Raw genomic sequence first — 14,621 nt, forward strand, 5'->3', positions numbered from 1 at the left:
GGGGGTTTTTCTAGATCTAAGGGTTTGAGGCACCCCTTGCGGGGTAGCCTCAAACCCTTAGTCAAAGTCAAGATCAAAACCTTAGTGCTCTTCTGAATTTCAAAGCTGTATGTTCCTGTTGAGTGTTTCTCGTTCTTAAGACTGATGATTTTTCATTCTTTGTTAGGAAGCTGTTTGGTGTGAGATGGCTTATAGTAGGAGAAAAGGATGGAGGGAAGGCTATGATTAAGAGTATTTATGAGACGCATGTGCAGGTTCGGAATTTGGAGGATTCGATTGAATTTTATAGACGTCTTGGGCTGACGTTTGTTCATAAAATTGAAGAGAGGCGCTGTGCTTTTTTCTTTGTTGGGGAACAAAAGCAGATGCTCGGGCTTTGGGAAACAGATGAAAAAGAGTTGAAAAGGAGTCATTTTGCTTTTGGAATTGAAGCAGCAGATATTCATGAAGCGTTAACGTGGCTGCGTTCAAAAGGCATTGAACCTGAAGAAACGTCGTTTGGAAAGCCGCAAACAGAGCCGATCGTTCATACGTGGATGCCGGCAGCGTGCGTGTATTTTAATGACCCTGACGGTAACCGCTTGGAATTAATTACGCTTTTGGATGATAAGCCCGTTGTATCTAAGGATTTTCCATATTTAAGTGAATGGAACAAAGAGAACCGGAGGGGATTATTTTAGCCGAAGTGAAAACGAACCATTGATCAACGTGTTTGATTAGCGGTTCGTTTTTTTTGTTATGGTAAACGCAGGTTTGATCTGTTTTGTTCCTTCTAGCAGTTGATTGGAGGGCAAGGCGAAGACTCCTGCGGGAAAAGCGGAACAGGTGAGACCCCGCAGGAGCGCAAGCGACGAGGAGGCTTACCGGCCGCCCGCGGAAAGCGAAGTCTTGCATGGAAATTAACTGCGGTGTCATAAGCGATCTATATGAGCTCATGTATCCCATTTGTTCGTCTTTAGGTTGGGTTCATTTCGTTATGTTTCAACATTTTTTGTGTATCATAAACGAAAGTTTGACATAATAATAAACATATAATATATTTGTTTATAAATTAATAAACAAAATAGAAAGGTGTCTATTCAAATGGTAAATGACTTGTTTTGGGAATCATCTTTTGAAGATATGAAGAAAGGGTACGGGGAAAGCGAAGAGCACTATCACTGCTTACTGTGCGGTGAAAGTATTGAAAAAGGCATTATTTATCCAGTGGAAGGTGTTTTTTATGAAGCAAAACGTTATATGAAGCTTCATGTTGAACAGCAGCACGGGTCTGTGTTTCATCATTTAATAGAGCTAGATAAAGATGTAACCGGTCTTTCTGATCATCAAAAAAATTTAGTGAAGTTTTTTAAAGAAGGAAAAAGTGATAGTGATATTCAAAAAGAAATGGGAATCGGCAGTTCATCGACCATTCGGAATCACCGCTTTACGTTAAAGAAAAAAGAGCGTCAGGCAAAAGTGTTTTTAACGCTGATGGAACTGTTAAACGACGGGGAAGAAGAGAAGGCGGTACCCGTAACAAATACTGCGCCTAGAAGAAGTCAGCGCTACAGCGTCAGTGATGAAGAGCGTGAAAAGATTTTAGCGAAGAATTTTCCGCAAGGTTTAAACGGACCTCTTCGTACTTTTCATTTGCAAGAAAAACACCGTCTTGTTGTTCTTGAAGAATTAAGCGGGCATTTTGATTTCGGTAGCACATATACCGAAAAAGAAGTAAATGATAGGTTAGCACCTTTTTATGACGACTATGCGGTGCTGCGACGTTATTTAATTGAGTACGGTTTTTTAGAGCGCAGCGCAGATGGAAGCAGCTACTGGAGAAAAGGAGAGACAGGGATGAGTATGGACTCAAAAGACTATAAAAAGCAAATGAAGCAGCTAGCGAAAGAAGTAAAAACAGAAGGCGGCGTATATCAAATTAAAAACCTTCACAACGATAAGATTTACATTGGCTCTACGCCTAACATCAAAACGTTAAACGGCGTAAAGTTCACGTTAAAGACGAACACTCATCAAAATAAAGAGCTTCAAAACGAGTGGAATACGTACGGGGCGGATGCTTTTTTAATTGAGATGCTGGAAACGATTAAAAGAGAAGAAGAAAAAGCACTTTCAAAAAAGGATTTGCTGAAACTGGAAGCGAAATGGTTAGAGAAGCTGCAGCCTTACGGCGAAAAAGGCTATCATTCGCCGAAAGCTGATACAAAGGAGAAATAGGTGTGAAGAATCAAGATGCTAAAAGTGAAGTAGTGGAATCAGAAAAGTCCGTCAGTAAGCTGATGCTTGTGTTTTTGATTCCGCTCATGTTAAGTAATGCCATGCAGTCCGTTGGGCAGCTGGCGGGGAGTATTATTGTCGGAAGAGCGCTTGGAGTTGATGCGTTAGCCGCTATTTCCGCTTTTTTTCCTCTGTTTTTTCTGCTCGTGTCGTTTTCGATTGGAATTGGTTCAGGAAGTTCCATTTTAATCGGGCAAGCGTACGGGGCGCAAAATGAAAAACGAGTCAAAGAAATTATCGGTACCACGCTCACGTTTACATTTTTAGTCGGGATTGTGCTTGCTGTTTTGGGAAGCATATTTGCTCCGGATATTCTTCGGATTATGGGAACGCCGGCTAATATTATTGACGTAACGGTTCACTATGCGCGCATTTTGTTTGTGGCAATTCCTGTTTTGTTTTTATACTTTGTTTATACGACGTTTATGCGCGGAACCGGAGACTCTAAAACGCCTTTTTACTTTTTAGTTGTGAGTACGGTCTTAAACATCATTTTCCTTCCGATTTTAATTTTTGGATGGATCGGAGTGCCAAAGCTTGGAGTGTACGGCGCTGCGTACGCAACGGTGTTTTCAACCGTATTAACGTTCATTATTATGATTATCTATTTACGCAAGAAAAATCATCCGTTAAAGTTTGACTCATCTATTTCATTAAAAATGGACGGAACGCTTTTAAAGCTGCTTATGCGTTTAGGGATTCCAGCTAGTATCAACATGATTTTAGTTTCTCTTTCTGAAATCGCGGTCATTACGTTTGTAAACGGATTTGGCTCAGACGCTACAGCAGCGTACGGAGCGGTGAACCAAGTGGCAAGCTATGTACAAATGCCGGCAATCAGCTTAGGGATTGCGGTTTCTATTTTTGCGGCGCAGTCGATTGGTGCCAATAAATTTGAGCGTTTAAAAGAAGTTATTCGCTCTGGAATTATGCTGAATTACGTTATTGGCAGCGTATTAATTTTACTTATTTATCTCTTTTCTAATCAAATTTTAGCTTTGTTTTTAACAAGTCAGCACACGCTCCATATTGCCGAAGAGCTTTTAGTGATAACACTTTGGAGCTATTTGATTTTCGGTCATGCGCAAATTATTACCGCTACAATGCGAGCAAGCGGTACGGTGCTTTGGCCTACGGTATTTAGTATTATGGCTATTTGGTGTGTAGAAGTACCCGTAGCCTACGTGTTATCGCAGTTTACACCTCTTGAAATCAAAGGGATTTGGATTGGATATCCAGCGGCGTTTGTTGTCAGCTTAATCCTGCAGTACAGCTATTATCAATTTGTATGGAAGAAAAAGAAAATTGAACGTCTTGTCGGATAAAAAACGAGCGGAAACGCTCGTTTTTTATTTTTCCTAATTAAAACACCCTTAGCTAAGAGTTTTAATAGGATAGTGCATATAACTTTTTGATGAAAAGAGGGTATGACACTATGAGTAAATCTGGATTTGTGCCGGATAATTCAAATATTAAAAAAAGCTCAGGAACGCCTAATCTGTCAGTGAACTATAAGCAAAACGTCCTGTTCAAACGAAATGATCAAAATATAGCGTATCAACTAACCTCAACTCAGCTGCCTGCTATGCTTGGAGGTGCTTTTGTTGATTTATATATGACGAAAGGGCATATGAGAGAACCCCACTGGCATCCAAACGCGTGGGAATTAGATGTCGTCGTTTCAGGTGAAGTGCAGGTGTCTGTCTTGGATCCTGATACAAGCAGTATGCACAATTACCGGATAAAACAAGGGGAAGTTGTGTTTATACCGATGGGCTGGTGGCATTGGATTGAGCCCTTATCGGAAGAAGCGCATCTTCATCTCTTTTTTAACAATGATCAATTCGAATCTACAGAAGGATCCGACGTGCTGCGCTTAACGCCTCCGATCGTGTTTCAAAAAGCATACGGAGTAAGCGCAAGCGAAGTAGCAGAAGCCGTAGCGCCAATTACGGATACGGTTGTGATTGGGCCGCCTAATGATCATTCTTCTTATAAGAAGGGCTATGAACGTGATGAAAAAGTTGTTATTAAAATAAATGAAAAAGTAGTGCCTGCTGAAGATAAGTAGCATAAAAAACCATTGAGCCTGCGGTCAATGGTTTTTTTCGTGAGGCGTTTTTTATAAAAACAGCTCGTTGCGTTCTAAGTGCTTGTACAGCCGCGTTGTGACTTGTTTTTGGTTCCATTCGTTTTGCGGAAACTGCTGCTTGTCTACGTGAGAAACGGCCGGTTTGTAGGTTTTTTGAATCCGTTTGATATCATTAAAGGTTGCGTTGGTTTCAATGTGATCAGCGAGCGTAAATACAAGAGAGTGCAGCTTTGCAACATTGGGAATCGTAGCTGCTTGGCTGAAAATGGCTTTCGCGACGGACAGCTGTCTTTCATGCGCAGTAAAGATGTCTTGCTCATTACGCTCCTTTAAAAAAACAAGCGCTTCTTCTCCGTTAAGGCGAATCGATCCTTTTGGAAAAACAATGTTGCTATGTTCAAAAGCACGTTTGTTTGTGACGATAATGCCGCCTAATTTATTTACAGCATCGACGACTGACTGCTGATCCATTTTGACATAATAATCAACAGGAAGCTTTGCGTACGTTTCGACGTTCTTTACGACAGCATTCATATTTCTTCGGTGATAAATGGTTCGCAGTGTTTCATTGCCGAGCTGAGTTGACCCTGGCAAGTGGGTCATTTTTATTGATTCATGCTGTTTATTAACAGTCATATACACAAATGACGTATTTTGATGGTTTTCTTGAATTAAAAGCAGGGAAAACGGTTGCCCTTTTTTTAAATTGACGTGTGTTTTGTTACCATGCTCAAGCGGTACATATGTTTGATCAACGGCAGCTTTCACCGTATGATAGCCTGCAAATGTGATGCTGACAAAACTGACGAGTAAAAATAGTACGAGACCGCCAATCCACTCTTTTTTTGCTTTGCTGCTCATCGTCTCACCTTTTTCTATCGAAGTCGTTCGTAGTATTGCCATCTTAAAAGGGGAGTAAAACAAATGAGCGCTATTTTTATTGCGTATCTCGCTTTTTCTTGGCGTAGGTTTTGAGCTCTGTAATTAAAATCGCTTGTTCTTCCACATCGTTAAACGCTTCGATGCCATAAAGGTATTCGGTGTGCCGTTTTTCCTTCCACACGCAAAGTCCGGTAATATGGATGGGTTTTTCATTTAAATAAAAGCTGATTTTTAGCTGAATTTGATGGTTGAAAATAGGTAAATCAAGCGGCGTAATTATTTTGATTCCTTTCGGTGAAAGGTCGATAACAGACAAAGGACCTGGCTTAGAATCGATTTCTTTGTTGTCGTATTTAGCAATGGAAAACGTTCCAACAATGGGAGTCTCAAATAAAAAGCGAAACGGTTCTTCACGTTTAAAATGCATGTATTATCAGTCCTTTTCGTAATCTAAGTTTGTTAAGTAAGTATTCGATGAAAGTCTAAAAATTCCTACACGTTTTTCCACATCACCCATATAATGTTTATCGGTGTAGAAAATCTCATATGACCACAGACCGGTCATGTGAGATTTTCTAGACCTAATCGTAGGCGATCCCCCTTGCGGGGTTGATCGCCTACGATTAGGTGAACCTTTGTGGGAGGATTCAAGCGGTCTTAGTTATCGATTGCCGATTATAACTGCTTTTATAGTATCGGAAGTTTTGTTTGAAACTTTAAATAGAGAGGGAAAGGTTTTGAAAAAAGCGCTACGCTAGAGTTAGATTGTATGTTAAAATTAAACTTTGTGAAGTAGCTGTATTACAAGTCAGCGTTCCTTCAAGTAATTAGGAGGTGAGATGAATGGGCACTGATGACCCCATTTCGATGAAGGTTACTGCAAAACAAGATAGGGGCAACAAAGGTGTATATGTTCCTCTCATTTCAACGAAGGAAAATACTCCTTAATGCCTCAATGATGTGAGGTGAAAAATCAATGATTAAAACATACTTATATGATGATGAAACAAAAGAAATGGTAACGAATCTTGATTTAGGAGACGTGCATGAAAAATTGCGCAATCCTGATAATTTGCTGTGGATTGATTTGTATGATGTCCACGGACAAGAGCTTGCTCAAATTGCTAAATTATTCGATTTTCACCCATTGGCGATTGAAGACTGCTTACACGACAGTCCTCGCGCTAAAATGGATGATTACGAAGACTATAAATTTTTCGTTTTTCACGCGCTTCGCTATAACGAAGAAAGTGATGATGAGATTACGACGCTTGAGTTAAATGCCTTTGTCGGATCAAATTACGTAGTGACGATTCATAAACATAAAATGGGCTGGCTTCGCAAAATGGATGCTGTGTGCTCACGCTATCCAAAGTTTATGAACCGCGGCGCCGACTTTTTACTGTATGCTTTGATTGATGGCATCACGGACGAATACTTTCCGATTTTAGACCGAATTGACATGCGTATTGATGAATTAGAAGATGAAATCTACAACAAAGAAGTGCGCGGAGTGACGGAAGAGTTCTTGGCGTTAAAAAGAACGATTATCTTAATCCGTCGCGTTATTCTGCCTCAGCGCCGAATTTTCTTAACGGTGAATGGAAAGTGGAAATTCGACATACGAGAAGAAAATGTTCCTTTCTACATTGACTTGCTTGACCACTTAGAGCGTATTGTAGACTCTGCTGAAACATTTAGAGACCTCGTAAACAGTGCACTTGATACGTATTATTCTATTACCAATGCAACTTCATCTGAAAAGCTGAACGTCTTAACACTGATTTCAACGATTATGCTTCCGCTGACGTTCGTAACCGGATTTTTTGGGATGAACGTACCGATTCCATATCAAAATTCCCACTGGGCTACTGCTGTTATTATCGTTATGTTAATTGTGTTAACGTGGGGAATGTGGAAATACTTTAAAAACAAACAGCTTTTATAACCAAAAGGCACTTGGCCATAAGCCAAGCGCCTTTTTTCTTTATTTTGTCACCGTTTTTGCTGTTGCTTTACTCGTATTGTTCGCTTTGTCTTTTGCGGTTACGCTTAAGACTGTTTTTTCTTTTTGCTTTTTAATTTTTACTGAGTATTGCCCTTTGCTGTTAGCAGCAGCAGAGCCAATGCTTTTTTTGTTTACTGTTACCGTTACGGTAGCATTTGCTTCTGCTTTACCTGTTACAGCCGTGCTTTTTGTTGTGACAGCATTTACGCTTGGTGCGACAGGGGGAGTTTTATCGCTCACTTTTACAGTCGTAGCTTTACTTGTGTTGTTGGCTGCGTCTGCTGCTGTTACGCTGATTGCTGTACCTGCTTTTTGTTTTTTAATTGTTATGCTGTACTGACCTTTTGCATTGGCTTTTGCTTTGCCGATTTCTTTGTTGTTCACTTTCGCTACAACAGATGCATTTGCTTCAGCTGTTCCTTTAATAGTTGTATCCGCGTCGCTGACTGGATTTACTTTAGGGGCATTTGGAGCAATAACGTCACGCACCGTTACTTTTACTTCTTCACTTTCTTGTTTTTGGCTGTTTGTAGCCGTGATGTACAAGACTGTGTTTTCTTTTTGTTTTGGAATTTTCACTTTGAACGCGCCTTTTGCATCAGCTTTTGCTGAAGCAATCACTTTCTTAGCGCTGTTTTTAACATTTACCGTAAAATTCGCTTTAGACGTTCCTGTTACGTACTCATCTTTATTCGTTACGGCTTTTACCGCTGGTTTGGCAGGTGCTTTTTGAACAACTGCACGAATGCTCGTACTTGCTTTTCCATTTGTGACAACCACTTGTAAAACGGTATCAGCTTTTTGAGCTGGAATGTTCACAGAGAACGTATTTTTTGCATCAGCTTTAACTGTGCCAAGTGTTTTTGAGCCGTTCATTACTTTAACAGTTGAACCGCTTTGAGCTTTACCTGTAACAATTTTTTGCGTGCTGACAAATGTATTTACCTGCGCTTGCAGCTGTTGTGCACTTACCGCGCTGTACGCATTTAAACGTCCCCATCCTGATACGTAATCGTAGCCTGGAGCAGGGGGCTCTAACGGACTTTCTTCATCATCGTATACAGGAGCATCTTTTTCATCGAATTTAATATCTTTAGCTGTATCCGTTAGGCGTTTTTCAACGTCTTTTGGCTTTAAGCCTGGGTTTTGTGATAGTAATAATCCCGCAACGGCTGCCACGTGAGGTGTTGCCATTGATGTTCCGCTTAAATAAGTGACGTTCCCGTCTGGAACAAGACTTGGAATATCAGAGCCAGGAGCTGTAATATCTAATCCTTTTCCATAGTTTGAGTAGTCAGATACGATATCTAAACGGTTTGATGCGCCTACTGAAATCGCATAGGCAGATGAAGCAGGGTAAGAGAGCTCTTCCATACCGTCGTTTCCACTTGCAGCTACAACCGTTACGTTATGATCGTATGCGTATTTTAACGAATATTCAAGCACGCGGCTGTAAGATCCGCCAAGGCTTAAGTTAATGACTTTTGCACCGTGATCAACCGCGTATTTAATACCGTACGCAATTTGTTCTGTATCTCCGCTTCCAGATGCGTCTAGAATTTTAACCGGTAAAATTTTAGCGTGAGAATTAATGCCGGCCATTGAATAGTTATTGTTTGCAGAGGCTGCGATAATACCTGCTACGTGAGTTCCGTGTCCGTTGTCGTCTGTTGCATTCGACGAACGATCCACGTAGTTATAGCCTGTTTTTGTATCCACCACGCCTTTTAAATCAGCTAGTGATGAATCGACGCCCGTATCCGCAACGGCAATAACCGTATCTTTTAATTTTTGACCGTTTAGTAATTTTTCAAGCGATTCGTATTGAATATCGGCATGTTGCGTACCGTCATTTTTACCCGTATTGTTTAATGACCATTGATACGGATATTGTGAATCCATCGAAAGAGCGTGATACTCTTGAACCGGCTCGATAAATTCAGTTTCAGGAAGTGCCTGAATTTGTTTTGCCGTCATTTTACCTTGAGCAGATGACGTGCTGAAGCTTTTTGCATTGCTGTCATCTAATTGAATAACAAACATATTATCAAAAGAAGCAGCTGATTGTTTTAATGGATTAATAGATTCAATGCTTGCTGATTTTGACTGTGCTTTTGTTTTGAATGATTTAGCATTTGCACCATCTTTTAATTTAACAATATAGCGAGTTTCAGCTTTTGTTGAAACGCTGTTTGCGCTGACTAACTTAGCTCTTACTAATACAGACGATACGTTTAAGTCCGTTACGTCTTTTAATTTTGTTTGTGCTGCTACTTTTTCTAAGTCTTTCTTTAAAGCAGTCGGAACGGATTTATAAGCGATGCTGTATAAATCATTGATTGCTTTTTGATCAGCACTTGTAATCATATATGTGCTTGATGCGCCGTTTTTCGCCACATCTGTAAATAGACCCTTTAGCTGAACTAAATCTTTGTATACTTGTTCGCGCATCGATTTATCGATAATCATTTTAGAGCTGATAAACGGAGCGGCTTTGTAGTAAAGAGAAGAAAGGTCTTTTCCGCTTGCTGTTTTTGAAAGCACAGCGTCGCGAATCGTACGCAAATCTTTTAAAATACCTTTTCCGTTTTCTTTTTGGCTTGTACTTAATTCAGCCGGGCATTCTTCTTCCATCATTTGAGAAGGAGGAAGTGAAGCGCCTTCATAGCTGATTGTATATGGAACTTCTGTTTTTTCTTCCGGCTGTGGTTCTGGAGAAGTTGAACCATCTTCCGCATCTTCTTCAATCATGCCGTCTTCGCTTCCATAATACTCAACTTTCACATAATAAGGGCCAGTCCAAGCGATTGGGAAATCAAGCTGAGCAGGCTCATCTTTGTAGGAGTATCCCATATAACGGTCAAATGCCACGTTGTTTTTGGCATTTTCAAGACTAGAGTAAACCGTGATGTTTACTTCATCATCACTTTGAAGCTTAATTCGGTAGTGTGAAAACTTTGCTACATCTTGCTTAGAAGGATTAATTTTGTACCAATGTGTTTGTTCTGGTTCTGTAAATGTTCCTTTTGCTGCTTTACCAATGCTTAATGTTTTTTCATTAGCAGGAGGATTGCCTGCCGCTTGTGTTTTCAGTAAGCCTAATTGGCTAAAACACAAGGTAAACATTAAAGCAAAAGCAATAAAACGATAAATTGACCCTTTTTTCATGTTAAACCTCCAAAAAAATATAGTAAAAAACAGGAATTACATACCTATTAAACCATAAAGTTTAAAAATTTGTAAATAATTACTGTTACTTATTTTATTATTTTGTCAAGTTATTAATCTCGCATAAGAAATGGTGAGATAAGTCCTAGTTGCAAAAAGTAGAAAAAATTGGAATAATAAAGATTAAGCCTGTTTATAAGAGGCGAGAGTACGCTGAAAAGGGAAGAAGGGAATGAGAATTATTTTTCAAAGCAGAATTCACTGGAGAAAATCTGATCGGTTTCTTTTTACCTGTGTTTATAAAGAGAAAATCGGGCTATATAAATAAAGATTGGAAAAATTTTCAGTCTAATTAAGTTCATTTGTAGCATATAATACGAGCTGGATTTCTTTTATAATAAACAAAAGCAAAGAAAGAGCAAATGGTGAAAAGGAGTGAAAGAAGTTGTCAAATGTGATGCAACGACAGGAAAAACGAATGAAGTTTGATGCCGAACAGCTTGCACCCCTTGATATTGATAAAGAGACAAAGAAGTTGCTAACAGAAAAAGGATTGCCCAAAGAAGCTTCACCATTTCTAGAGTTCGTTTCATCCAAAGGAAAGCTAACAACGCTATGCGAAACATTTGAGTTATCATCTCGCTACCAGCACTATTGGTTTTTAGGAACAACAGGCGCTGGAGATCCAATTTGTCTTCATCAAAAAAACGGTTCGGTTGTGCTGCTCGATACGTCCAACGATGACTGTGAGCGTTTTATTAATACAACTTTTCCGCAGTTTTTAGCATGCTTAGATGTGTTTGAAGAGCTAGTAGAAGAAACGATTCAAGCTAACGGAGAATCTGCATACTTAGAGAGACACATTCCTGCTGAGGTGCTGCAGCGATGCAAAAAACGTATGAATGAAATTGATGAAGCTTGCTTAGCCCCTTATTCTTTTTGGTTCAAAGAACTTTCTTTTTAATATAGTAGAAAAATAGACATGGCCGTTTTGGTCATGTCTATTTAGTTGTGGCTGCAGGGCTAGATAGAATAAATAAAAATGATAGTATATAATGGATATAAATTCCTTTTTTGAAGAGGGAGGAAGGTGTAAATGATTTCTTTATTTGGATTAATGGGTGCTTTCTTTGTGCTGCTTGCTGGTGCGTCGTATTTCTTCTATAGAAGGAACTCGCCCGTGCAGTATGGAATTTCACTTAGCAGCATGCTAATAAGCATATTTCTATTTCTATATAGCATATTTGGAGTTGGCGGCTTTGAAGGAATGGGTCTTGGTGCTTTAGCGGCTGCTTTGTTCTTGGCGTCGGTTCTGAGCTTGTTCGTCAGTGTTCTTTTTAATATCATAAATAGACACGGGAAAGGTGCTGTTTGAAATGGGAGAAATAACCTTTAGAGAAGCAGTGCGGGAAGATTTAGATCAAATTGTTGGAATGCTCGCTGATGATATGCTTGGAAGCAAACGAGAGCGCTACGAATTACCGCTTCCAGACTGTTATGTTCAAGCATTTCAGGCAATTGATGCGGACCCAAACAATGAACTGATTGTCGCATGTAAAGATAGTGAAGTAATAGGTGTTCAACAAATAACCTTTACGCCCCACATTGCACGACAAGGCGGGTGGAGAGCAACGATTGAAGGAGTTCGAACCGCTTCGTCACAGCGCGGAAAAGGGGTTGGATATCAGCTGATTACATGGGCGATTGAACGAGCGAAAGAACGTAACTGTCAGTTAGTACAATTAACAACTGACAAGGAACGGTCAGAGGCTTTGCGTTTTTATCAAAAGCTTGGATTCACAGCTTCTCACGAAGGATTAAAGCTTCATTTGTAATTCGCTGTTAATGGTTGTATCCCTGTGGTAAGAATTTTTTGATTAAAATGAATTTTTTAGTTTAGTTCAATTGAAACGTGGTATACAAATAGTACAGAGCCGATAGAAATTTTTCTAAGGCTACTGTGAAAGGTAAATACTTAGCTTCATGAAGGGACTGGTTTCGTTTTGGAATACTTAACAGCAACTTCAGCAAACGTATTACCTCACATGAAAAGCAGATATTCTGATCTGACAATTGGCACTCTCGTTATGAACCGATATACGTAGCGAAAGGGCCTCACAAGGGCAAATGAACATGAAATAAGTAGCATGATATGTATGAAGGGAAGAACCTGCATCAGTTTTGATGCAGGTTCTTTTTTGTGAGATGCGGCAGAAAATCTTATATAAAATTTTGGCAGAAATTTATATGTAAAATCTATAAGGTATGTATGGTAAATTATTTTACCATCACGGATGAAATCATACATACAACAATTATGAAAGAAGCTAAAAGTCAGCTGGAACATTACCGTAAAAAAATCTTCAAATGAATGCACTACAAAATTTCTTATAACTTATTTGACACCTAAGGTATAAAAGAGTATACTTATGTTAAACATAGTAATTATGTCGGATAAGTAGGTTATGGTGCTGTGAACAAGACTTCTACTGATAAAGAGGAGATCTAGTCCAAATCGTACAGTCCGACTTTGATGAGATGCTTTCAAGCATCTTTTTTTTGTGCAAAAAAACAGCCGCAGGGGCTGTTATAGGGCAGTAATTCTTCCTTTGTAAGCATCAATCAACCGCTGGTTATGTTTATCTGAACCTTCCATGTTTCCGCTTAAAAAGACAGGAGGCGTAATGCCGCGGCTGAGCAGTTTTTGAATGGCTTTAGATAGGACGTCATTTAGGATAGCGCCTCCAATTACAGTGGAACCAGAAGCGAAAGAAATGTCTTGCTGATGAAGAAGAACGTCTCCTTTTGGAATGTGATTGTTAATAACAAGATCCACGACATCATGAAGATATTTTCCGCTTTTATGTCGCGAAGCCCGGCTCGTGGCATAAGAAGGAGAGGTAAGCCCGATAACAAAGGCGCCTTTTTCTTTTGCAATTAAGGCCACATCAACCGGAACGGGATTTACGCCCGACGTAGAAATTACAATCATGATATCGCCTGGTACGATATCTTCTTTTTCCATAAAGGTAGAGGCATAGTCGTTTTTACGCTCTAGCTGCGAAGAGCGCGAAGCTCCTTTATGAAGCATCAGTTCTTCTACAAAAATAGGGTGAATCGGCGCAAGCCCTCCGGAACGGTAAAACACTTCTTCCGTTAAAATATGAGAATGACCGCACCCAAATAAATGAATGAGGTGATGAGAAGCTAATTGCTGTGAGATTTTCTCGGCTGCGGATTCCATGGCCTGCTGTTCATGCGCCTCCACTTTGGCAAGCAGTTTTGTTAGTTCCTGTAGATATAAACTAGACATAAAAAAACTCCTTAGTTAAGATCGTGTCATATTAATCGTAAACTTATAGCGGTCTGCTCGGTACGAAGACTTCACCACTTCAAGCGGCGTGCCGTCTTGCAAATACGTATTTCTTTGAATCAATAGAACGGGTGAATATGAGCTGATTCCAAGATGCTTCACTTCGGTTTCAGAAGCTAAAATGGATTCTAACGTTTGATTGGCTTCGCCGATTTTCAGCCCGAGCTCTTCTTCAATATAGCGATAGAGCGAGTCATTAACAATGGATTCTGTTAAGCCTTTGACTAAGTTAGCGGATACATACACGCTTTCAAGTGCCATTGGCACGTCGTCAGCTAAACGAATACGCTTGATTTCATAAACAGGTGCATGAAGAGAAATTTGCAGCTGCTCGGCAATTTTTTCTGAAGCCGCAATAATTTCAAAGCTCAGCAGCTTACTGCTTGGCACCATTCCGCGCGCTTTCATATCTTCTGTAAAACTCGTTAATCCAACGAGCTGCTGCTCCAGTTTTTTTTCAGACACAAAGGTGCCCCGGCCTTTTTGACGGTATAAATAACCGTCGTTTACTAAATTGTTAATCGCTTGGCGAACGGTCATTCTGCTGATTTCAAATCGTTCTGCAAACTCTCGTTCAGAAGGAAGCGAATCATTTGGTTTTAACTCTCCGTTTTCAATTTGTTTTTTCAACTGTTCTTCAATTTGATAATAAATCGGAAGAGGTGAGCTTTTATCAATCACTTAAGTTCTCTCCTTTATGTAAACCTCCTCATCTAAAAAAGACGAGGAGGTATGTTATCTATATATACTCTAACTAATAGCCAGACACCTTTCTTTCATAAAGACGGATTGATTATAGTCGGAACAGCCTACTTGACTAT

14 protein-coding genes are annotated in these 14,621 nt (G+C 39.8%); 9 read left to right on the forward strand and 5 right to left on the reverse strand.

What is annotated here, in order from left to right:
• Positions 1–221: 221 nt before the first annotated feature.
• The 5 genes from MKY06_RS05860 to MKY06_RS05880 all read left to right on the forward strand — a co-directional run bounded on the left by MKY06_RS05860 (position 222) and on the right by MKY06_RS05880 (position 4,348).
• Positions 222–680: a VOC family protein gene (locus MKY06_RS05860; RefSeq protein ID WP_013055867.1), complete on the forward strand. Its 459-nt coding sequence runs from the start codon at positions 222–224 to the stop codon at positions 678–680.
• A 99-nt stretch (positions 681–779) separates the two neighbouring features.
• Positions 780–917: a hypothetical protein gene (locus MKY06_RS05865; protein ID WP_171843212.1), complete on the forward strand. Its 138-nt coding sequence runs from the start codon at positions 780–782 to the stop codon at positions 915–917.
• A gap of 166 nt (positions 918–1,083) precedes the next feature.
• Positions 1,084–2,217 carry a DUF2087 domain-containing protein gene (locus MKY06_RS05870; RefSeq protein WP_064471443.1) on the forward strand — a complete coding sequence of 378 codons (1,134 nt, stop codon included), beginning with the start codon at positions 1,084–1,086 and terminating at the stop codon, positions 2,215–2,217.
• Positions 2,218–2,279: 62 nt separating this feature from the next.
• Positions 2,280–3,602, forward strand: a complete 1,323-nt coding sequence (locus MKY06_RS05875) for an MATE family efflux transporter (RefSeq protein ID WP_223268955.1) — start codon at positions 2,280–2,282, stop codon at positions 3,600–3,602.
• Between the two features lie 110 nt (positions 3,603–3,712).
• A complete protein-coding gene (locus MKY06_RS05880) occupies positions 3,713–4,348 on the forward strand; it encodes a cupin domain-containing protein (RefSeq protein ID WP_057274508.1) in 636 nt (211 codons plus the stop codon).
• Positions 4,349–4,399: 51 nt separating this feature from the next.
• Here the strand turns inward: MKY06_RS05880 and MKY06_RS05885 are convergent, their stop codons facing one another.
• Positions 4,400–5,230 (reverse strand): LCP family glycopolymer transferase, encoded by an 831-nt coding sequence (locus MKY06_RS05885; RefSeq protein WP_064471445.1) that lies wholly within the window; start codon positions 5,228–5,230, stop codon positions 4,400–4,402.
• Between the two features lie 76 nt (positions 5,231–5,306).
• Positions 5,307–5,678, reverse strand: a complete 372-nt coding sequence (locus MKY06_RS05890) for a PilZ domain-containing protein (RefSeq protein ID WP_013055873.1) — start codon at positions 5,676–5,678, stop codon at positions 5,307–5,309.
• 549 nt (positions 5,679–6,227) lie between these two features.
• Between MKY06_RS05890 and corA the strand changes: the two genes are divergently transcribed.
• Positions 6,228–7,199 (forward strand): magnesium/cobalt transporter CorA, encoded by a 972-nt coding sequence (gene corA / locus MKY06_RS05895; protein ID WP_013055874.1) that lies wholly within the window; start codon positions 6,228–6,230, stop codon positions 7,197–7,199.
• 39 nt (positions 7,200–7,238) lie between these two features.
• Here the strand turns inward: corA and MKY06_RS05900 are convergent, their stop codons facing one another.
• Positions 7,239–10,427: a S8 family peptidase gene (locus tag MKY06_RS05900; protein ID WP_258304000.1), complete on the reverse strand. Its 3,189-nt coding sequence runs from the start codon at positions 10,425–10,427 to the stop codon at positions 7,239–7,241.
• A 454-nt stretch (positions 10,428–10,881) separates the two neighbouring features.
• On the opposite strand from MKY06_RS05900, the gene MKY06_RS05905 reads away from it, so the two are divergent.
• From MKY06_RS05905 to MKY06_RS05915, 3 genes are all read left to right on the forward strand, one after another.
• Positions 10,882–11,391 (forward strand): SUKH-4 family immunity protein, encoded by a 510-nt coding sequence (locus MKY06_RS05905; protein WP_231101795.1) that lies wholly within the window; start codon positions 10,882–10,884, stop codon positions 11,389–11,391.
• Positions 11,392–11,523: 132 nt separating this feature from the next.
• Positions 11,524–11,802, forward strand: coding sequence for a YesK family protein (locus MKY06_RS05910; RefSeq protein WP_013055877.1), 279 nt, complete (start codon positions 11,524–11,526; stop codon positions 11,800–11,802).
• 1 nt (position 11,803) lies between these two features.
• Positions 11,804–12,262, forward strand: a complete 459-nt coding sequence (locus MKY06_RS05915; RefSeq protein ID WP_013055878.1) for a GNAT family N-acetyltransferase — start codon at positions 11,804–11,806, stop codon at positions 12,260–12,262.
• Positions 12,263–13,014: 752 nt separating this feature from the next.
• Here the strand turns inward: MKY06_RS05915 and MKY06_RS05920 are convergent.
• Together MKY06_RS05920 and MKY06_RS05925 are read right to left on the reverse strand one after the other, a co-directional pair.
• Complete coding sequence (locus tag MKY06_RS05920) at positions 13,015–13,740, reverse strand: SIS domain-containing protein (protein WP_064471447.1); 726 nt, start codon at positions 13,738–13,740, stop codon at positions 13,015–13,017.
• Positions 13,741–13,755: 15 nt separating this feature from the next.
• Positions 13,756–14,481, reverse strand: coding sequence for a GntR family transcriptional regulator (locus MKY06_RS05925; RefSeq protein ID WP_013055880.1), 726 nt, complete (start codon positions 14,479–14,481; stop codon positions 13,756–13,758).
• Between the last annotated feature and the right edge of the window lie 140 nt (positions 14,482–14,621).

The sequence above is a fragment of the Priestia sp. FSL P4-0332 genome (genome assembly GCF_038005845.1).
In the GTDB taxonomy this organism is placed as follows: domain Bacteria; phylum Bacillota; class Bacilli; order Bacillales; family Bacillaceae_H; genus Priestia.